The sequence below is a fragment of the Pseudomonas sp. GD03862 genome, from assembly GCF_029840855.1.
GTDB lineage: Bacteria > Pseudomonadota > Gammaproteobacteria > Pseudomonadales > Pseudomonadaceae > Aquipseudomonas > Aquipseudomonas alloputida.
Genome location: NZ_JAOCDI010000003.1, coordinates 28000 through 47954, shown reverse-complemented (window position 1 = coordinate 47954; position 19955 = coordinate 28000). Strand labels below are relative to the sequence as shown.

The 19955-nt window shown below is 63.1% G+C and carries 22 protein-coding genes and 1 pseudogene; 13 read left to right on the top strand and 10 right to left on the bottom strand.

Annotated features, from left to right (window positions below; translation table 11 throughout):
* The first annotated feature begins 103 nt into the window (after positions 1–103).
* Positions 104–1840 carry an arginine--tRNA ligase gene (gene argS, locus N5D53_RS03120; RefSeq protein WP_010955633.1) on the top strand — a complete coding sequence of 579 codons (1737 nt, stop codon included), beginning with the start codon at positions 104–106 and terminating at the stop codon, positions 1838–1840.
* Position 1841: 1 nt separating this feature from the next.
* Positions 1842–2540 (top strand): SPOR domain-containing protein, encoded by a 699-nt coding sequence (locus N5D53_RS03115; protein ID WP_014859104.1) that lies wholly within the window; start codon positions 1842–1844, stop codon positions 2538–2540.
* 90 nt (positions 2541–2630) lie between these two features.
* On the opposite strand, the gene N5D53_RS03110 is transcribed toward N5D53_RS03115, so the two are convergent.
* Positions 2631–3050, bottom strand: a complete 420-nt coding sequence (locus N5D53_RS03110; protein WP_010955634.1) for a TM2 domain-containing protein — start codon at positions 3048–3050, stop codon at positions 2631–2633.
* A gap of 166 nt (positions 3051–3216) precedes the next feature.
* On the opposite strand from N5D53_RS03110, the gene N5D53_RS03105 reads away from it, so the two are divergent.
* Positions 3217–3840, top strand: a complete 624-nt coding sequence (locus N5D53_RS03105; protein WP_104962719.1) for a C40 family peptidase — start codon at positions 3217–3219, stop codon at positions 3838–3840.
* A gap of 127 nt (positions 3841–3967) precedes the next feature.
* On the opposite strand, the gene N5D53_RS03100 is transcribed toward N5D53_RS03105, so the two are convergent.
* Entirely contained in the window at positions 3968–4966 is a 999-nt protein-coding gene (locus N5D53_RS03100) for a PilT/PilU family type 4a pilus ATPase (protein WP_190869865.1), read from the bottom strand.
* A 65-nt stretch (positions 4967–5031) separates the two neighbouring features.
* Here N5D53_RS03100 and N5D53_RS03095 point away from each other — a divergent pair, with 65 nt between their 5' ends.
* From N5D53_RS03095 to N5D53_RS03055, 9 genes are all read left to right on the top strand, one after another.
* Complete coding sequence (locus tag N5D53_RS03095; RefSeq protein WP_019439137.1) at positions 5032–5718, top strand: YggS family pyridoxal phosphate-dependent enzyme; 687 nt, start codon at positions 5032–5034, stop codon at positions 5716–5718.
* A gap of 38 nt (positions 5719–5756) precedes the next feature.
* Entirely contained in the window at positions 5757–6575 is an 819-nt protein-coding gene (gene proC / locus N5D53_RS03090; protein ID WP_004575483.1) for a pyrroline-5-carboxylate reductase, read from the top strand.
* A gap of 10 nt (positions 6576–6585) precedes the next feature.
* The gene (locus N5D53_RS03085; protein ID WP_003249110.1) at positions 6586–7176 is read left to right on the top strand and encodes a YggT family protein; all 591 of its coding nucleotides are present in this window, start codon (positions 6586–6588) and stop codon (positions 7174–7176) included.
* Between the two features lie 99 nt (positions 7177–7275).
* On the top strand, positions 7276–8415 hold the full coding sequence (locus N5D53_RS03080; protein WP_010955639.1) for a homoserine O-acetyltransferase: 1140 nt from the start codon (positions 7276–7278) through the stop codon (positions 8413–8415).
* A 7-nt stretch (positions 8416–8422) separates the two neighbouring features.
* Positions 8423–9043: a methionine biosynthesis protein MetW gene (gene metW, locus N5D53_RS03075; protein WP_003249106.1), complete on the top strand. Its 621-nt coding sequence runs from the start codon at positions 8423–8425 to the stop codon at positions 9041–9043.
* A gap of 22 nt (positions 9044–9065) precedes the next feature.
* On the top strand, positions 9066–9500 hold the full coding sequence (locus tag N5D53_RS03070) for a DUF4426 domain-containing protein (protein ID WP_104962722.1): 435 nt from the start codon (positions 9066–9068) through the stop codon (positions 9498–9500).
* A complete protein-coding gene (gene rdgB, locus N5D53_RS03065; protein ID WP_003249101.1) occupies positions 9497–10093 on the top strand; it encodes an RdgB/HAM1 family non-canonical purine NTP pyrophosphatase in 597 nt (198 codons plus the stop codon). Before N5D53_RS03070 ends, rdgB begins: the two co-directional genes overlap by 4 nt.
* On the top strand, positions 10090–11265 hold the full coding sequence (hemW, locus tag N5D53_RS03060) for a radical SAM family heme chaperone HemW (protein ID WP_104962723.1): 1176 nt from the start codon (positions 10090–10092) through the stop codon (positions 11263–11265). The genes rdgB and hemW overlap by 4 nt, the downstream gene beginning before the upstream one ends.
* 9 nt (positions 11266–11274) lie before the next feature.
* Positions 11275–11601, top strand: coding sequence for a DUF3392 domain-containing protein (locus N5D53_RS03055; protein ID WP_003249095.1), 327 nt, complete (start codon positions 11275–11277; stop codon positions 11599–11601).
* A gap of 894 nt (positions 11602–12495) precedes the next feature.
* Here N5D53_RS03055 and trmB read toward each other — a convergent pair.
* The 4 genes from trmB to N5D53_RS03035 all read right to left on the bottom strand — a co-directional run bounded on the left by trmB (position 12496) and on the right by N5D53_RS03035 (position 14769).
* Complete coding sequence (gene trmB, locus N5D53_RS03050) at positions 12496–13218, bottom strand: tRNA (guanosine(46)-N7)-methyltransferase TrmB (protein WP_004575478.1); 723 nt, start codon at positions 13216–13218, stop codon at positions 12496–12498.
* Between the two features lie 9 nt (positions 13219–13227).
* Positions 13228–14040 carry a thiazole synthase gene (locus tag N5D53_RS03045; protein WP_003249091.1) on the bottom strand — a complete coding sequence of 271 codons (813 nt, stop codon included), beginning with the start codon at positions 14038–14040 and terminating at the stop codon, positions 13228–13230.
* A gap of 54 nt (positions 14041–14094) precedes the next feature.
* A complete protein-coding gene (gene thiS, locus N5D53_RS03040) occupies positions 14095–14295 on the bottom strand; it encodes a sulfur carrier protein ThiS (protein ID WP_003249090.1) in 201 nt (66 codons plus the stop codon).
* A gap of 102 nt (positions 14296–14397) precedes the next feature.
* Complete coding sequence (locus N5D53_RS03035; protein ID WP_064490850.1) at positions 14398–14769, bottom strand: DUF423 domain-containing protein; 372 nt, start codon at positions 14767–14769, stop codon at positions 14398–14400.
* 29 nt (positions 14770–14798) lie between these two features.
* On the opposite strand from N5D53_RS03035, the pseudogene mtgA reads away from it, so the two are divergent.
* Positions 14799–15544: pseudogene (gene mtgA / locus N5D53_RS03030) on the top strand (monofunctional biosynthetic peptidoglycan transglycosylase).
* Positions 15545–15748: 204 nt separating this feature from the next.
* Here mtgA and rpoH read toward each other — a convergent pair.
* From rpoH to ftsY, 4 genes are all read right to left on the bottom strand, one after another.
* Positions 15749–16603 carry an RNA polymerase sigma factor RpoH gene (rpoH, locus tag N5D53_RS03025; RefSeq protein ID WP_003249083.1) on the bottom strand — a complete coding sequence of 285 codons (855 nt, stop codon included), beginning with the start codon at positions 16601–16603 and terminating at the stop codon, positions 15749–15751.
* A gap of 111 nt (positions 16604–16714) precedes the next feature.
* Positions 16715–17740: a permease-like cell division protein FtsX gene (gene ftsX, locus N5D53_RS03020; RefSeq protein ID WP_003249081.1), complete on the bottom strand. Its 1026-nt coding sequence runs from the start codon at positions 17738–17740 to the stop codon at positions 16715–16717.
* Positions 17737–18408 (bottom strand): cell division ATP-binding protein FtsE, encoded by a 672-nt coding sequence (gene ftsE / locus N5D53_RS03015; protein WP_003249079.1) that lies wholly within the window; start codon positions 18406–18408, stop codon positions 17737–17739. The genes ftsX and ftsE overlap by 4 nt, the downstream gene beginning before the upstream one ends.
* A gap of 2 nt (positions 18409–18410) precedes the next feature.
* Positions 18411–19895 carry a signal recognition particle-docking protein FtsY gene (gene ftsY, locus N5D53_RS03010; RefSeq protein WP_190869864.1) on the bottom strand — a complete coding sequence of 495 codons (1485 nt, stop codon included), beginning with the start codon at positions 19893–19895 and terminating at the stop codon, positions 18411–18413.
* Between the last annotated feature and the right edge of the window lie 60 nt (positions 19896–19955).

Sequence of the window (19955 nt, the reverse complement as noted above, 5' to 3'; positions counted from 1 at the left end):
GCCGCCCAAAGGTTGGCAACCTGCTCCCGGCAACGGATAATGCCCAGTTTTTCCACCTGCGCATCCAGGCGCTCACCGCGCTTGCGGTCGAAAAGAGATCCCCATGAAAGACACCATTCGCCAGCTGATCCAGCAAGCCCTCACCCAACTCGTCACCGACGGTGTGCTGCCTGAAGGGCTGTCGCCGGCGATCCAGGTGGAAAACGCCCGGGACAAGACCCACGGCGACTTCGCCAGCAACATCGCCATGATGCTGGCCAAGCCGGCCGGCATGAAGCCGCGCGACCTCGCCGAAAAACTGATCAACGCCCTGCCGGCCAGCGCCGACATCAGCAAGGTGGAGATTGCAGGCCCCGGCTTCCTCAACTTCTTCCAGAACACCGACGCCCTGGCCAACCGCCTGGATGCCGCCCTGGCCGACGCCCACCTGGGTGCGCGCAAAGCCGGCCCGGCGCAAAAGGTGGTGATCGACATGTCGGCACCCAACCTGGCCAAGGAAATGCACGTCGGCCACCTGCGCTCGACCATCATCGGTGACAGCGTTGCGCGCGTGCTGGAGTTCCTGGGCGACAACGTCATCCGCCAGAACCACGTCGGCGACTGGGGTACCCAGTTCGGCATGCTGATGGCCTACCTGCAGGAAAACCCGATCACCAGCGACGAGCTGTCGGACTTGGAAAACTTCTACCGCGCGGCGAAGAAACGCTTCGATGAATCGGAGGAGTTCGCCACTCGCGCCCGCGGCCTGGTGGTCAAGCTGCAAGCCGGTGACCCCGAGTGCCTGGCCCTTTGGACACGCTTCAAGGACATCTCGCTGTCGCACTGCCAGAAGACCTACGAGCTGCTCAACGTCAAACTGACCATGGCCGACGTGATGGGCGAAAGCGCCTACAACGACGACTTGGCCAACGTGGTGGCCGACCTCAAGGCCAAGGGCCTGCTGGTCGAAGACCAGGGCGCCCAATGCGTGTTCCTCGAAGAGTTCAAGAACAGCGACGGCGACCCCCTGCCGGTGATCGTGCAGAAGGCTGACGGCGGCTATCTGTACGCCACCACCGACCTGGCTGCCGTGCGTTACCGCAGCAACGTGTTGAAGGCTGACCGCGCACTGTACTTCGTCGACCAGCGCCAGGCCCTGCACTTCAATCAGGTGTTCGAAGTGGCCCGCCGCGCTGGCTTCGTCGGCCACCCGATGCAAATGGAGCACATGGGCTTCGGCACCATGAACGGCGCCGACGGCCGCCCGTTCAAGACCCGTGACGGCGGCACCGTGAAGCTGATCGACCTGCTCACCGAGGCCAAGGAGCGCGCCTACGCGCTGGTCAAGGAAAAAAACCCGAGCCTGGCCGACGACGAACTGCGCCACATCGGCGAGGTGGTGGGCATTGGCGCGGTGAAATACGCCGACCTGTCCAAGCACCGCACCAGCGACTACAGCTTCAACTTCGAGTTGATGCTCAACTTCGAAGGCAACACCGCGCCTTACCTGCTGTACGCTTACACCCGCGTAGCCGGCGTGTTCCGCAAGCTGGGCAAAGGCTTTGACGAAGTCGACGGCAAAATCGTGCTGCAAGCTGCCCACGAGCAGGACTTGGCCGCGCGCCTGGCGCAGTTTGGCGAAATCCTCAACAACGTCGCCGAAAAAGGCACGCCGCACGTGCTGTGCAGCTACCTGTACGACTTGGCCGGCCTGTTCTCCAGCTTCTACGAGAACTGCCCGATCCTCGCTGCCGAAACCCCTTCGCAGCAGCAGAGCCGGCTGCGCCTGGCCGCCCTGACTGGCCGCACCCTCAAACAAGGTCTGGAACTGCTCGGCCTGGAAACCCTGGAGCGCATGTAAGTTGGCTGCCAAGAAAAAACCTGCCCCGAAACGCGGCGCCAGCCGCCAGACGGCACCGGCCAAACAGCCGATCCCCGGCTGGGTATGGCTGGCGGTCGGCCTGACCGTAGGCGCGTTCATCGTGTTCCTGATGAAGCTCGAACCCGGTGGCGATGACATCAAGCGCACCAAGCCCGAGCAGGAGAAACCGGCGAAAGCGGCCGAAGCCGGCAAGCCCGCGCAAGCCACCCCGCAACAGCCGGTGAAGCCGAAGTACGACTTCTACACCCTGCTGCCGGAGTCTGAGGTGATCGTGCCGCCGGAAGCCGTACCGGAGAAAACCCCACCGGTGCCGGCCCAGCCGGTAACCCCGGTGACACCAGCAGAAGCGGCGAAAATCGACACGGCGAGGGCCCAGGCAGCGTTGCTCGGCCAGACCCCGCCACCGCCACCACCCGTGATCAAACCGGCGGCGACCACGCAGTACTTCCTTCAGGCCGGCTCGTTCCGCAAGCAGGCCGATGCCGACAAGGTACGGGCACAGATCATCCTGCTGGGCCAGTCCGTGAAAGTGGAGTCGGGCACGGTCAAGGATGAAACCTGGTACCGCGTGCTGGTCGGGCCGTTCAGCAACCGCGAGCAGTTGACCGGGGCACAGAAGCAGCTGGCTGGGGCCGGGTTCAGCAACCTGTTGCTGCAACAGCGGCAGACCCGTCAGTAACGAAGAAGGCCTTGCCGCAGCGGTGCGACAAGGCCTTCTTTATATGGACAGCATTGCCCGTGAAGGGGCTGTAAAGCAGCCCCGCTACCGTCAGCCCCGCCCCGCATTCCTTTCGGACACCTGGCTGTTCAACGTCCAGAAGTCATACAGCACCCCCACCAGGAACAACCCGCCGGTAAAGAAGTAGATGATCGCGGTGATCCACTTGCCCTGATACAGCCGGTGCAGGCCAAACACCCCCAGGAAGGTCAGCAGGATCCAGGCGATGTTGTAGTCGATACGCCCGGACTGAAACCTCAGGTCGGCTTCACGGTCCATGGACGGGATCAGGAACAGGTCGATCAACCAGCCAATGCCCAGCAAGCCCAAGGTGAAGAACCAGATGGTCCCGGTAATCGGCTTGCCGTAATAGAAACGATGGGAGCCGGTGAAGCCGAAAATCCACAGCAGGTAGCCAATGGTTTTGCTGTGGGTGTCGTGAAAGGGCACCCCCTGTTGATAACTGTTCATTCATAGCCCCCGTGGGTTATCCGAAAATTTTCTAAGAAAAAATGTGACTTTCTCGTCGCAAGCCGACATACGGCACCTGGGCAATCGACCAACGGATCAATAACTGATCAAAAAGCTGTTATAAAGTTGCGCGCCCAACACATAACTATTCATAAGAGCTTCATCTATGCCGCCTTTGATCAAGACATGGCTGACCCTCTGCCTATTATTGCCCCTGGCCGCCCACGCCACCAATCGTGAGCAACGTCTTCCCAATGGTTTCACCGGCTACACGACCAACGCCTCGGTAAAACGCGCACCAGTCAAACAGACCGCGCTACGCGCCCGCCCAAGCAATGCTGCCAGCAGCCGCGGTGCGAATGTCGCCGCCATGTCGCCTAAGCAAAGCAGCGATGTGCTGAGCCGTGCGGTAAATGTGCTCGGTACCCCTTATGTTTGGGGCGGCAGCAGCCCGAAAAAAGGCTTTGACTGCAGCGGGCTGGTCAAATACGCCTTCAACGACGTCGCCGACGTCGACCTGCCGCGCACCTCCAATGCCATGGCCCAGGGCCACGGGGTGAAGGTGGCCAAGGGTGATCTGAAGCCTGGCGACCTGATCTTCTTCAACATCAAGAGCCGTCGGGTCAATCACGTAGCCATCTACCTGGGTAACGACCGCTTCATCCACGCTCCACGCCGTGGCAAGCGGGTGAGTATCGACACCTTGAGCAAGCCTTACTGGCAGAAGCACTACGTGGTGGCCAAGCGGGTGCTGCCGAAAGAGCAGCAGCTGAGTCTGGCCAAGCGTTAATCTGATCGGCGCTATCCGGTACCGGCCCCTTCGCGGGCACGCCCGCTCCCACAGGTAGCGCGTCGCTCTCGCGGGCAGCGCCATACCTGTGGGAGCGGGCGCGCCCGCGAAAGGGCCTTTGCAGGTACTACAAGCCTTTGATCAACCCTCGCTCCCTCAGCCTCCGCAACGCCCCCTCCATCGTCAGCATCCCCTCCGCCGCCCCGCCCTGCATCACTGAAGACAACTGCGCCAACCGCCCCTCCCGAACCAGGTTACGCACCGCCGGCGTCGCCACCAGCACTTCCCGCGCCGCCACCCGCCCACCCCCTACGCGCCTGACCAGCACCTGCGCGACCACCAGGCGCAGCGACTCGGCCAGCATCGCCCGCACCAACGGCTTTTCCTCGGCAGCAAACACCTCCACCAACCTGTCGATGCTGCTGGTCGCCGAACGCGCATGCACGGTTGCCAGCACCAGGTGCCCGGTTTCCGCCGCGCGCAGGGCCAGGCGAATGGTTTCCAGGTCGCGCAACTCGCCGATCATGATCACGTCCGGGTCCTGGCGCAGCGCACTGCGCAGCCCCTGAGCAAAGCCGCGACTATGGCGCCCCATCTCACGCTGGTTGACCAGGCTGCGCTGGCTGGCATGGATGACCTCGACAGGGTCTTCCAGGGTAATGATGTGCAGCGCCCGCTCGCGGTTCAGCTGGTCGAGCAGCGTTGCCAGGGTGCTGGACTTGCCACTACCGGTCGGCCCGCCCACGAGGATCAAGCCATCCCGGCAATGCGCAACAGCTTGAAACACATCCGCAAGGTCCAGCTCACTCACCGTCGCAATGCACCCCGGGATCAGCCGAAAGGTAACCGCCGGGCCATTCAACTGGCGAAACAGGTTCAGCCGAAAGCGCCCAAGCGCCGGCAACTCCAGCGCAAGGTCCATTTCATCGCCTTGGGCCCACTGCCGGCGCTGATCGTCATCCAGCACGCTGGCCATGCCCTCGATCAAGGCACCCTGGTTCAACGGCGGCAAGCCCATACGCTGCAACTCGCCATCCAGGCGCAGCATCGGAATCTGGCCCGTCGCCAGGTGCAGGTCTGAAGCCCCCGCATCCACAGCTCGGGCCAACAGGTCGGTCACATCCATAAGACTCCCCAAAGGCCTTCAAGCAGGTAGAATGCCGCAGACCCCACAGCTGCCGGCATCGATCCATGTCCACCCTAGCAGACAACCTTTCCGCGATTTCCGCCCGTATCGCCAGTGCTGCCCAGGCAGTCGGGCGTGATCCGGCCAGCGTCCAGTTGCTGGCCGTGAGCAAGACCAAGCCCGCCAGCGCTATCCGCGAGATCCATGCCGCCGGTGTGCACGACTTCGGGGAGAATTACCTACAGGAAGCACTGACAAAGCAGCAGGCCCTCAGCGACTTGCCCTTGATCTGGCACTTCATCGGCCCCATTCAGTCGAACAAGACCAAAGCCATCGCCGAGCATTTCGACTGGGTGCATTCCGTGGACCGCCTGAAAATTGCCCAACGCCTGTCGGAACAGCGCCCCGCCGGGTTGGCGCCGCTGAACATCTGCCTGCAGGTAAACGTCAGCGGCGAGGACAGTAAATCCGGCTGCACCCCGGCCGACCTACCCGCGTTGGCCAAAGCCGTAGCCGCACTGCCCAACCTGCGCCTGCGCGGGCTGATGGCAATCCCGGAACCCACTGAAGACCGCGCCACCCAAGAGGCCGCCTTCGCCAGCCTGCGCAAGTTGCAGGAAGGCCTGGGGTTTGGCCTGGACACCCTGTCCATGGGCATGAGCCACGACCTGGAAGCGGCTATCGCCCAGGGCGCGACGTGGGTACGGATTGGCACGGCCCTGTTCGGAGCCCGCGACTACGGCAACACCTGATTCCATGCTTCACTCACTCTTTTCCACAAGGACCTGACATGAGCAAAACACGTATTGCCTTTATCGGCGCCGGCAACATGGCCGCCAGCCTGATCGGTGGTCTGCGTGCCCAGGGCCTGGACGCCTCGCAGATCCGCGCCAGCGACCCGGGCGCCGAGACCCGCAGTCGCATCCAGGCCGAGCACGGCATTGAAGCCTTCGAGGACAACGCCCAGGCCATCGATGGCGCTGACGTCATCGTGCTGGCGGTCAAGCCACAAGTCATGAAAACCGTATGTCAGGCACTGCAACCCAACCTGCAGGATGGCCAGCTGATCGTTTCCATCGCCGCCGGCATCACGTGCGCCAGCCTGCAAAGCTGGGTGGGCGCTCGCCCGGTGGTGCGCTGCATGCCCAACACCCCGGCATTGCTGCGCCAAGGCGTGAGCGGCCTATACGCCACCGCTGAAGTGTCCGGCGAACAGCGTCAGCAGGCCGAACAACTGCTGTCGGCCGTGGGCACCGCCCTGTGGCTGGAGCAGGAACAGCAACTGGACGCCGTGACAGCTGTGTCCGGCAGTGGCCCGGCGTACTTCTTCCTGCTGATCGAGGCCATGACCGCGGCAGGCGAAAAACTCGGCCTGCCACGCGAAACCGCCTCCCAACTGACCTTGCAGACGGCCCTGGGCGCCGCGCGCATGGCGGTTGCAAGCGATGTCGATGCCGCCGAACTGCGCCGCCGCGTCACCTCGCCCGCCGGCACCACGGAAGCGGCGATCAAGTCGTTCCAGGCCAGCGGCTTCGAAGCCATCGTCGAGCAGGCGCTGCAGGCTGCAGCCACGCGCTCTGCCGAGCTGGCCGAACAACTGGGCAAATAAGGAGCTTTAGATGAATGCACTGTCAGGCGCCGCGATTTTCGTGGTGCAAACCCTGGTCAGCCTTTACCTGGTAATCGTCCTGCTGCGCTTCGTGCTGCAACTGGTCAAGGCCAACTTCTACAACCCGCTGTGCCAGTTCGCCGTTCGTGCCACCCAACCGCTGCTCAAGCCGATCCGCCGGATCATCCCTAGCGTTGGCGGGCTGGATACCTCGTCGCTACTGCTGGCGGTGGTCATCCAGGCCTTGCTGATGGGCTTCGTGCTGATGGTCACCTACGGTACCTTCGGCGACGTCCTGCACCTGCTGATGTGGGCGATCATCGGCATCACCTCGCTGTTCCTGAAGATTTTCTGGGTGGCGATGATCGTCATGGTGATCGTTTCCTGGGTTGCACCCAACAGCCACAACCCTGCGGCCGAACTGGCCTACCAGATCAGCGAGCCAGTGCTGGCGCCGTTCCGCCGCCTGGTGCCAAACCTGGGCGGCATGGACATCTCGCCGATCTTCGCCTTCCTGGCGATCCAGGTTGTCCAGTCGTTTGTCATGCCTCCGCTGGCCGCCTACGCCGGCATGCCTCAAGAGCTGTGGCGAATGATCTGAGGCTCGCCAGAGCCAGCGTGCCCCCAGTCGCAAGCCTTTGCTTGCCGCTGGGGGTAGCGCTCTTTAGACTTACGCCTCCGTCAAGCGTGAGCAGGGTCGATGTCAACTGTCTTTCCCGAAGATTCCGTCGGTCTGGTAGTACCGCAAACCGCCCGGTTCGATGAACCGCTGGCACTGGCCTGTGGCCGTTCACTGGCCAGTTACGAACTGGTCTACGAGACCTATGGCACCCTGAACGCCAGCGCGAGCAACGCCGTGCTGATCTGCCATGCCCTGTCCGGCCACCACCATGCCGCTGGCTACCATGCCGCCACCGACCGCAAGCCAGGCTGGTGGGACAGCTGCATCGGCCCCGGCAAGCCGATCGATACCAACCGCTTCTTCGTGGTCAGCCTGAACAACCTCGGCGGCTGCAACGGCAGCACCGGCCCCAGCAGCGTCAACCCTGCCACCGGCAAACCGTATGGCGCCGACTTCCCTGTACTGACCGTAGAGGACTGGGTACACAGCCAGGTGCGCCTGGGCGAGCGCCTGGGCATCCAGCAATGGGCCGCTGTCGTCGGCGGAAGCCTTGGCGGCATGCAGGCACTGCAATGGACCATCAGCTACCCCGAGCGTGTGCGTCATTGCGTCGACATTGCCTCGGCGCCCAAGCTGTCGGCGCAGAACATCGCCTTCAACGAGGTGGCGCGCCAGGCCATTCTCACCGACCCTGAGTTCCATGGCGGTTCGTTCCAGGACCAGGGCGTGATCCCCAAGCGCGGCCTGATGCTGGCGCGCATGGTCGGCCACATTACCTATCTGTCCGATGATTCGATGGGTGAAAAATTCGGCCGTGAGCTGAAAAGCGACAAGCTCAACTACGACTTCCACAGCGTCGAGTTCCAGGTCGAAAGCTACCTGCGCTATCAGGGCGAGGAGTTTTCCGGCCGTTTCGACGCCAACACCTACCTGCTGATGACCAAGGCACTGGACTATTTCGACCCGGCCGCCACGCACGGTGGTGATCTGGCCGCCACCCTGGCCCACGTCACGGCGGACTACTGCATCATGTCGTTCACCACCGACTGGCGCTTCTCTCCGGCCCGTTCGCGCGAGATCGTCGACGCGCTGATGGCCGCGCGCAAGAACGTCTGCTACCTGGAGATCGATTCGCCCTACGGGCACGATGCATTCCTGATTCCCACACCTCGCTACATGCAGGGTTTCTCGAACTACATGAACCGCATTGCCATCTGAGGACAGCATGAGAGCCGATCTGGAAATCATCCACGACTGGATCCCCGCCGGCAGCCGGGTACTCGACCTGGGCTGCGGTAGCGGCGAACTGCTGGCCTCGCTGCGTGACCGCAAACAGGTCACCGGCTATGGCCTGGAAATCGACGCCGACAATATCGCCGCCTGCGTGGCCAAGGGCGTCAACGTCATCGAACAAGACCTGGACAAAGGCCTGGGCAACTTCGCCAGCAACAGCTTCGACGTGGTGATCATGACCCAAGCCCTGCAGGCCGTGGAATACCCCGACCGCATCCTCGACGAAATGCTGCGGGTGGGCCGTCAGTGCATCATCACCTTCCCAAACTTCGGCCACTGGCGCTGCCGCTGGTACCTGGCGACCAAAGGCCGCATGCCGGTATCGGACTTCATGCCGTATACCTGGTACAACACGCCGAACATCCACTTCTGCACCTTCGCCGACTTCGAAGAACTTGTGCACGAACGCCGAGCCAAGGTACTGGACCGCCTGGCGGTCGACCACTTGCACCGCAACGGGTGGGGTGGCCGGCTATGGCCTAATCTTCTAGGTGAGATCGGCATCTACCGCGTCAGCAGTCCGGGCCTGCAAGAGCACCAGCTCGCGGTCTGACGCCCACCGGAGGAATCGCCCCATGCGTCGCCTAGCCCTGTTCCTGATCAGCCTGTGCCTGGCCCTGCCAGTACTGGCTGCCGATGCCGCACGCCCCGAGCGCAAGGAGGTATTTGGCGACGTGACGGTGCACTACAGCGCATTCACCTCGAGCATGCTCACACCCGAGGTGGCCGCGGCCACCGGCCTGGTGCGCAGCAAGAACCAGGGCGTGCTCAACATTGCCGTGCTCAAGGCCGGCAAGCCCACCCCAGCACTGGTCAGCGGTAAGGTCAGAGACCTGACCGGGCGCATCAGCCCGCTGTCGTTCAAGCAGATTACCGAACCGGGCGCGGTGTACTACATCGCCCAGTTCAAGATCGAACAACCAGAAACCGTCACCTTCGACCTGACCATCGAAACCGGCGGCATCAGCAACTCTCTCCGCTTCAACCAGGAAGTGTTCCCAGGCGAATGATGAATTTCCAGCAACTCGTATTGGCCAGCCACAATGCCGGCAAACTGAAGGAACTCCAGGCCATGCTCGGCCATTCCGTGCAACTGCACTCGATTGGTGAGTTCAGCCAGGTGGAGCCGGAAGAAACCGGCCTGTCGTTCGTCGAGAACGCCATCCTCAAGGCGCGCAACGCCGCCCGCATTTCCGGCCTGCCGGCCCTGGCCGATGACTCTGGCCTGGCAGTGGACTTCCTCGGCGGCGCGCCGGGCATCTACTCGGCGCGTTATGCCGACGGCAAAGGTGACGCGGCAAACAATGCCAAGCTGCTCGAAGCCTTGAAAGACGTGCCTGAAGCTGAGCGCAGTGCACAGTTCGTCTGCGTTCTGGCGCTGGTGCGTCACGCCGACGACCCATTGCCGATCCTGTGCGAAGGCCTGTGGCACGGGCGCATCCTGTTCGAGGCCAGCGGCGAGCAGGGCTTTGGCTACGACCCGCTGTTCTGGGTACCGGAGCGCAACTGCTCCAGCGCCGATCTAGCCCCAGCAGACAAGAACCAGCTCAGCCACCGCGCCCGTGCCATGGCCCTGCTGCGCAAACGTCTGGGCCTGGCATGATCGAAATGCTGTCGCCCCCCGGCGCGGCAGGCTTTAGCAGCCTGCCGCCGCTGGCGCTGTACATCCACATTCCGTGGTGCGTACGCAAATGCCCTTATTGCGACTTCAACTCCCACGCAGCCGGGCCTGAACTACCGGAAGATGCCTACGTCACAGCCCTGCTCGACGACCTCGACCAGGAACTGGCTGCCGTACAAGGTCGCCCGATCAGCTCGATCTTCTTCGGTGGCGGTACGCCAAGCCTGTTCAGTGCCAACGCCCTTGGCCGGCTACTGCGTGGCATAGAGCAACGTATTCCGTTCGCGCCAGACATCGAGATCACCCTCGAAGCCAACCCGGGCACCTTCGAGCAGGACAAGTTCAAGGCCTACCGGCAGACCGGTATCAACCGTCTTTCGATCGGTGTGCAGAGCTTCCAGCCTGCCAAGCTGGAGGCACTGGGGCGCATCCACAATGGCGACGAAGCGGTGCGGGCCGCCGACATGGCGCGCGCGGCCGGTTTCGACAATTTCAACATGGACCTGATGCACGGCCTGCCCGACCAGTCGCTGGACGATGCGCTGGGTGACCTGCGCCAGGCCATCGATCTGGGGCCGACCCACCTGTCGTGGTATCAGCTGACCGTGGAGCCGAACACGGTGTTCTGGAACCAGCCGCCAGAGCTGCCCGAAGACGACATCCTCTGGGATATTCAGGAAGCCGGCCAAGCGCTGATGGCCGAGCACGGCTACCGCCAGTACGAGGTATCGGCCTACGCCCAGGCAGGCCGCGCCGCCCGGCACAACCTCAACTACTGGCGCTTCGGTGACTTCATCGGCATTGGCGCTGGCGCTCACGGCAAGCTCACCTTTGCCGACGGGCGCATCCTGCGTACCTGGAAGACCCGCCTGCCCAAGGACTACCTGAACCTGGCCAAGCCGTTCAGGGCCGGCGAGAAGCTGCTGCCAGTCGATGAACTGCCGTTCGAGTTCCTGATGAACGCCCTGCGCCTGACCGATGGCGTGGAAGCCGAACTGTTCACCCAGCGCACCGGCTTGCCACTGGCACAGCTGCAGGAAGCACGCCGCGCCGCCGAACAAAAGGGCCTTTTGCAGGTCGAACCGGATCGACTGGTGGCCACCCCAAGGGGCCAGCTGTTCCTCAATGACCTGCTGCAGTATTTCTTGACCTGAGGATGACCCATGGATCTGGTACTTGATCTGCTCGCGACGGTTTCCCGCTGGAGCCGCAGCAACCTGTCGGAGATTTCACTGGCCTTGGTAGGCTGCCTGCTGGTGCTGTTCGGCACCGATGTCAAAGCCTGGGCCGAGCAACGCCTGGGCGGCCTCGCCGGCGCCCTGCGCGTGCCGTTCATGGCGCTGATGGTGATGATCGGCAGCGGTGCTGCGCTGATCTATGCCACGCCATGGGTGGTGAAAGGCCTGAGCCAGTTCAACAACTATGCGCTGGCGCCTGTGTTGCTGGTGGTGCTGGTGTTGATTGGCGTGGTGGCGGATCGTCGCGGCTGAGCTCATGGCCCCTGGGTCAACTGTCTTGCTCAACATTTGAAAGACCTGCGCGGCCGCCTGTAGGAGCGGGTTTACCCGCGAAAGGGCCGGCCCTGCTGGCCAATTTCCACCCGCCGTTCACCGTTGCCGCCACCACCGTATTCGCGGGTAAACCCGCTCCTACACAGATCGGTGGTGGACACACCTCGGTGGTTGTACACAGGCCGCCCGTAGGAGCGGGTTCACCCGCGAATGGGCCGGCCCTGCTGGCCAATTTCCACCCGCCGTTCACTGTTGCCGCCGCTACCGTATTCGCGGGTAAACCCGCTCCTACACAGATTGGTGGTGGACACACATCGGTGGTTGTACACAGGCCGCCCGTAGGAGCGGGTTTACCCGCGAAAGGGCCGGCCCTGCTGGCCAATTTCCACCCGCCATTCACTGTTGCTGCCGCCACCGTATTCGCGGGTAAACCCGCTCCTACACAGATGGGTGGTGGACACACATCGGTGGTTGTACACAGGCCGCCCGTAGGAGCGGGTTTACCCGCGAAAGGGCCGGCCCTGCTGGCCAATTTCCACCCGCCGTTCACCGTTGCCGCCGCCACCGTATTCGCGGGTAAACCCGCTCCTACACTGATTGGTGGTGGACACACATCGGTGGTTGTACACAGGCCGCCCGTAGGAGCGGGTTCACCCGCGAATGGGCCGGCCCTGCTGGCCAATCTCCACCCGCCGCTCACCGTCGCAGCCGCCCGCGAACACCGGCAAAGCCGGTGCCATCCACCGCGTTGGTTTCTTCGCGGGCATGCCCTGAGGTGTTGTGTATTACCGAAAAAAAACCGCCCTTCTCAAGGCGGTTATTTTCGCCTGCATTCCTGCAGGCATCAGCACATCGAAAAGCCGTATCAGCCGCTCAATCCACCTTCTCGAACTTCAAGTCCCACACCCCGTGCCCCAGCCGCTCACCGCGGCGTTCGAACTTGGTGATCGGGCGCTCTTCGGGGCGCGGCACATAGGTGCCGTCTGCCGCACGGTTGCGATAGCCAGGAGCTGCGCTCATCACTTCCAGCATGTACTCGGCATACGGCTCCCAATCGGTGGCCATGTGGAACACACCACCGGGCTTGAGCTTGCGACGTACCAGCTCGGCGAACTCCAGCTGGACAATGCGGCGCTTGTGATGACGTGCCTTGTGCCAAGGGTCTGGGAAGAACAGCATCAACCGATCGAGGCTGTTATCCGCCACGCAGCGGTTCAGCACTTCGATGGCATCGCAGTCATACACCCGCAGGTTTTTCAGCCCCTGGGTCAGCACGCCATTGAGCAGCGCGCCAACACCCGGGCGGTGCACTTCCACACCGATGAAGTCCTGCTCAGGGGCGGCGGCGGCCATTTCCAACAGGGAATGGCCCATGCCGAAGCCGATCTCCAAGGTGCGCGGGGCCGAACGGCCGAACACCTGGTCGTAGTCCACCGGGCTATCAGCCAGTGGCAGGATGTACAGCGGGCCGCCTTGATCCAGGCCGCGTTGCTGGCCTTCGGTCATGCGCCCGGCACGCATCACGAAGCTCTTGATGCGGCGGTGTGGGCGGGCTTCGCCGTCGGGGGTGATCGGCGTATCGTGCGATTCAGTCATCAGTTGCTCTTACTTGATCAGACCATCCAGCGGCGAAGAGGCGCTGGCATAGAGTTTCTTCGGCATACGACCGGCCAGGTAGGCCATGCGACCCGCGACAATGGCGTGTTTCATGGCCTCGGCCATCAGCACCGGCTGCTGGGCGTGGGCGATGGCCGAGTTCATCAGCACCGCCTCACAGCCCATTTCCATGGCGATGGTGGCGTCGGAGGCGGTACCCACACCGGCATCGACCAGCACCGGTACCTTGGATTCTTCCAGGATGATCTGCAGGTTGTAGGGGTTGCAGATACCCAGACCGGTGCCAATCAGGCCAGCCAGCGGCATGACCGCGATGCAGCCGACTTCGGCCAGCTGACGGGCGATGATCGGGTCGTCGCTGGTGTAGACCATGACGTCGAAACCTTCCTTGACCAGCACTTCGGCTGCCTTGAGGGTTTCGATCACGTTGGGGAACAGGGTTTTCTGGTCGGCCAGCACTTCCAGCTTCACCAGCGTCCGGGACTCGTGCGATTTGCGCCCATCGAGCAGTTCGCGGGCCAGACGGCAAGTGCGTACCGCTTCCACCGCGTCAAAGCAGCCTGCAGTGTTCGGCAGGATGGTGTACTTGTCGGGCGACAGTACATCGAGCAGGTTCGGCTCGCCCGCGTTCTGGCCAAGGTTGGTGCGGCGTACAGCGACAGTGACGATTTCGGCACCCGAGGCCTCGGTGGCCAGGCGGGTTTCTTCCATGTCACGGTACTTGCCGGTACCGACCAGCAGGCGCGACTGGAAAGTACGCCCGGCCAGGGTGAAGGGCTTGTCGCTACGAACGTTGCTCATCGTTGTTCCTCGGGAAAAGGTTGCAGGGCTTGCTTGTGAACCGCCGGGCTGCTGTCAGCCGCCACCGATGGCGTGGACCACTTCGACCTGGTCGCCGTCATTCAGCAGCGTGCTGTCGTGCTGGCTACGCGGCACGATATCCAGGTTCAGTTCCACTGCAACACGGCGCCCGGTCAGTTCCAGGCGCGCCAGCAGGGCTGCAACGCTTTCGCCGGCAGGCAGTTCGTAAGGTTCACCGTTCAATTTAATGCGCATGCGCACGGCCACCATTGTTCTTTGGGGCCAGCATTCTAGCGCCGAACCGTCCTGCAACCCAAGGGCGGTGCACGCCATTAGTCGTGATTGTGGACCACTCGGTCAGCCCAGCCGCCAGGCTGCCAGGCCCAGGCACAGCCAGCCGAGGAGGAAGCACAAGCCGCCAATCGGGGTGATGATGCCAAGCTTGCCAAGGCCGCTGAGGGTCAGCAGGTACAGGCTGCCGGAGAACAGCACGATGCCTAACGCAAACAGGCCGCCAGCCCACCCGACCAGGCGCCCGGGCAGGTGCGCCGAGAGCACCGCAACGCCGAAGATCGCCAAGGCATGGACCAGTTGGTAAGTCACGCCGGTATGGAAGATCGCCAGGTAGTCAGCCGTCAGCCGGTTTTTCAGGCCATGAGCGGCGAAGGCGCCCAGGGCGACACCGGTAAAGCCAAAAAAGGCGGCAAGCATCAGGAAGCTGCGAAGCATGGGACGACTCCTTGTATCGGGTCTGTATAATGGCCCCTTCCACCCTTAGGGCCAAGCCATCGACATGCTGTCAACGCTTATCCGTCGCCTCTCCCGCGCCCTGCTCTGGTTCGTTGCCGGCAGCATCGTGCTGGTGCTGGTGTTCCGCTGGGTACCACCGCCCGGCACGGCGCTGATGGTCGAGCGCAAGGTACAGTCATGGGTGAATGGTGAACCGATCGACCTGCAGCGTGACTGGGAGCCATGGGAGAACATCTCCGATGAGCTCAAGGTTGCGGTCATTGCTGGCGAGGACCAGAAGTTCGCCAACCACTGGGGCTTCGACCTCCCGGCCATTCAGGCGGCGCTGGCCCACAACGAGCGTGGCGGCAACATTCGCGGCGCCAGCACCCTGACCCAACAAGTGGCCAAGAACCTGTTTCTGTGGTCAGGCCGCAGCTGGTTTCGCAAGGGGCTGGAGGCCTGGTTCACCGCACTGATCGAGCTGTTCTGGTCGAAGGAACGGATTCTCGAGGTCTATTTGAACAGCGCCGAGTGGGGCAAGGGCGTGTTTGGTGCCCAGGCAGCGGCGCGCTATCACTTTGGCGTCGACGCCAGCAGGCTCAGCCGCCAGCAGGCAGCGCAGCTGGCTGCGGTGCTGCCAAGCCCAATCAAGTGGAGTGCCAGCCGACCGAGTGCCTACGTGGCCAGCCGGGCCGGCTGGATTCGCCGGCAGATGAGCCAGCTGGGTGGGCCCAGCTACCTGATGCAGCTGGACTCCTCCAGAAAGCTTTGAATGCAGGCCCGGCCCTTTCGCGGGTAAACCCGCTCCTACGGGCAACCGCGTGCCCGGCCTCCTCGCGGGCAAACCCGCGCCTACGGGCAACCGCATCCCCTGTAGGAGCGGGTTTACCCGCGAAGAGGCCGGCAAAGCCAGCACAAACAAAAAAGCCGCTCACCCCATCAGGGCCAGCGGCTTTTCTTTACAACCCAGACTCGATCAGGCAGCGATCAGGGCCTTGACCTTGTTCATCGCATTCTTCTCCAACTGGCGAATACGCTCAGCCGATACGCTGTACTTGTCTGCCAGTTCATGCAGCGTGGCCTTCTCTTCCGCCAGCCAACGCTGGTAGAGAATGTCGCGGCTACGCTCGTCCAGGCCCTGCAGCGCTTCGTGCAGGTTGCTGGTGGAGTTGTCACTCCAGTCGGCATCCTCAAGCTGCACCGCCGGATCGTAACGGTGGTCTTCCAGGTAATGCGCAGGCGACTGGAAGGCGCTGTCGTCGTCAGCTTCCGCTGCCGGATCGAAGGCCATGTCCTGGCCGCTGAGGCGGCTTTCCATCTCGCGCACTTCGCGCGGCTCGACGCCAAGGCTTTCCGCCACGCGATGCACTTCGTCGTTGTTCAGCCACGCCAGGCGCTTCTTCTGGCTACGCAGGTTGAAGAACAGCTTGCGCTGAGCCTTGGTGGTAGCCACTTTGACGATGCGCCAGTTGCGCAGAATGAACTCGTGGATCTCTGCCTTGATCCAGTGCACAGCGAACGACACCAGGCGCACACCCATTTCAGGGTTGAAGCGCTTGACGGCTTTCATCAGGCCGACATTGCCTTCCTGGATCAGGTCAGCCTGGGCCAACCCGTAGCCGGCATAACTACGGGCGATATGTACGACGAAACGCAGGTGGGCCATCACCATCTGACGAGCGGCCTCGACATCCTGCTCATAATAGAGACGCTCGCCCAGATCACGCTCCTGCTCGACCGTCAGCAGCGGGATGCTGTTGACCGTGTGCACATAGGCTTCCAGGTTTGCACCGGGTACCAGGGCATAGGCAGGTTGCAACGATGTGGTCATTCAAGAACCTCCGACTTACAAAACTCGCACCTTGTGGGCGCTGCCAACATTGACCTGGAACGACGGTACAAGTTCCGCAGTGAAGAAAATGTCAATGCTGGCACGTAAAAACTATCGCGGCGCCAGCTCGTTCAAGTGGCGGGCGACTGCAATCCATGCACCGATATACCCCAACAACACTGCTCCGATCAAGAGCGACAGACCATCGGAAGCCGGAACGCCGCCCAGGGCGAAGTCACTGCCATACAGCCCGGAAAGCCCTACCACCGCCTCGTTCAGCCAGTTCAGGCCAAACGCCAGGATGCCCCACGCCAGCAGGCCTGCGCCCAGGCCATACAGGGCGCCCATGTACAGGAACGGCCGGCGCACGTAGGCGTCGGTGCCGCCGACCAGCTTGATCACTTCGATCTCGATACGACGGTTTTCAATGTGTAGACGAATTGTGTTACCGATTACTAACAGCAGGGCAGAAATCAGCATTACGGCCAGGCCGAAGACGAAGCGGTCACCCAGCTTGAGGATGGCTGCCAGGCGCTCGACCCAGACCAGGTCCAGTTGCGCCACGTCCACCCGCGGCAGCTCCGCCAGGCGCTGACGCAAGGCGTCCAGGGCCGGCTTGTCGACCTCGGTCGGGGTTACCACCACCACACCCGGCAGTGGGTTGTCTGGCAGTTCGCGCAAGGCCTCGCCCAGGCCGGACTGCTGCTGGAACTCCTCCAGGGCCTGCTCGCGGCTGACATACTGGGCGTCCGCCACGCCAGGCATGCCCTTGATCTCGTCGCGCAGCGCTTCGCCATCGCGGCTGCCGGCATCAAGCTTGAGGTACAGCGAAATCTGCGCAGCGCGCTGCCACGAACCGCCAAGCTGCTCGACGTTCTTCAGCAACAAGGACAGGCCCATCGGCATGCTCAGCGCCACGGCCATGACCAGGCAAGTGAAGAAGCTGCCGATCGGCTGCTTGCCCAGGCGGCGCAGGCTGTCGGCCAAGCTGGCACGGTGGCTTTCCAGCCAGGCATGCAGCAGGGTGCGGAAGTCCGGGCCATCATCGTCTTCACCGCGCTTTTTCTTCGCAGGTTGCGGATCGGCCGGTTTCGGTGCGACCCGCTCGGAAACCTTCGGCGTGCGTGTAGTGTTCATTGCCCGGCCTCCCCATCGCCGATCAAGCGGCCGCGTTGCAAGGTCAGCATGCGGTGGCGCATGCGCGCGATCAGTGCCAGGTCGTGGCTGGCGATCAATACCGTCGTGCCCAGGCGGTTGATGTCCTCGAACACGCCCATGATCTCTGCAGCCAGGCGCGGGTCGAGGTTACCGGTGGGTTCGTCGGCCAGCAGCAGAGCCGGCTGGTGAACGATGGCGCGGGCGATACCCACCCGCTGCTGCTGCCCGGTGGAAAGGTCGGCCGGGAACAGCTCGCCCTTGTCGGACAGCGACACGCGCTCCAGCGCCGAGTCCACGCGCTTGGCGATCTCGACCTTGGACAGGCCGAGAATCTGCAACGGCAAGGCAATGTTGTTGAACACGGTGCGGTCGAACAACAACTGGTGGTTCTGGAACACCACGCCGATTTGCCGGCGCAGGAACGGGATTTGCGCATTGCTGATCTGGCCCAGGTCCTGCCCTGCCAGCATCAGCTTGCCGCTGGTCGGGCGCTCCATGGCCAGCAACAGGCGCAGCAAGGTGCTCTTGCCAGCGCCCGAGTGGCCGGTGACGAACAGGAATTCGCCCCGGCGCGCCCGGAAACTCAGCTCATGCAAACCCACATGACCGTTGGGATAGCGCTTGGCAACCTGCTCGAATCGGATCATGGTCAATCTCGCTCGGCGAACAGAGCCTTGACGAACGGCTCGGCTTCGAAGGTACGCAGGTCGTCGATGCCTTCACCGACGCCGATGAAACGGATCGGGATGTTGAACTGCTTGGCCAGGGCGAAGATCACCCCGCCCTTGGCAGTGCCGTCCAGCTTGGTCAGGGCCAGGCCGGTCAGCTCGACGCTCTGGTTGAAGTACTTGGCCTGACTGATGGCGTTCTGGCCGGTACCGGCGTCAAGCACCAGCAGCACCTCGTGCGGCGCCTCAACGTCGAGCTTGCCGATGACCCGGCGAACCTTCTTCAGCTCTTCCATCAGGTTGTCTTTGGTGTGCAGGCGGCCGGCAGTGTCGGCGATCAGCACGTCGACGCCACGCGCCTTGGCGGCCTGCACGGCATCGAAGATTACCGAAGCAGAGTCGGCACCCGTGTGCTGGGCGATCACCGGAATCTGGTTACGCTCGCCCCACACCTGCAACTGCTCGACCGCGGCTGCGCGGAAGGTATCACCGGCAGCCAGCATGACCTTCTTGCCTTCCAGTTGCAGCTTTTTCGCCAGTTTGCCAATGGTGGTGGTCTTGCCGGCGCCGTTCACGCCAACCACAAGGATCACATAGGGTTTGTTCTGGGCCTGTACGTTCAGCGGCTGCTCGACCGGGCGCAGCAGCGCAGCCAGTTCTTCCTGCAACGATTTGTACAGGGCATCGGCATCGGCCAACTGCTTGCGCGCGACCTTCTGGGTCAGGTTCTGGACAATGGCCGAGGTAGCCTCCACACCCACGTCGGCAGTCAGCAGGCGCGTCTCGATTTCGTCGAGCAGGTCGTCGTCGATGACCTTCTTGCCGAGGAACAGGCTGGCCATGCCCTCGCCGATGCTGGCACTGGTCTTGGACAGGCCTTGCTTGAGGCGCGCGAAGAAGCCGGGCTTGGCCTGTTCGACGGGTGCAGCAACAGGGGCTGGTGCCGCGCGTTCCGGGATTGCGGGCGGTGCCTTCGGCTCCAGGTCCGGCACCAGGGCCACGGGCTCTTCGGCAACCGGCAGCACCAGGTTGCTGACCGGCGCTGCGGCCTCGACAGGGGCAGACTCGACAGGGGCCGCCTGCAAGGGCATGGACGCAACCGGCTGCGGTGCAGGTGCCACCAGCGGCTGGGATGCGACCGGCTCTGGCTCAGGCGCCTGCAACGGCTGGGACGCAACCGGTTCAGGTACGGGGGCCTCGACTACCGGGGGCCGGGGGGGTGCGGCGACCGGCTGCGGCTCAGCCAGCTGTGGGGCCGTAGGGGCCTGAACGGGTTCGGGGGCCTGTGGCGCTTCGGCGGCAGATCCCTCGACCGGAGCGGCTGCAGACTGCTCGACAGCGGGGGGTTCATGCGCGGGCACGCCCGCTCCCGCAGGTGGCTGCGGCTTCTTGCGAAACCAGCTGAACAGGCCTTTCTTCTCACCAGCCTCGGCCGGCGCTTTTTTGTCGTCGTTGGAACCAAACATGGAAGACGGCTATCTCAGGGTAGCGATAGGCCAGCTATGGCCAATCGGAAATTCTCTCTA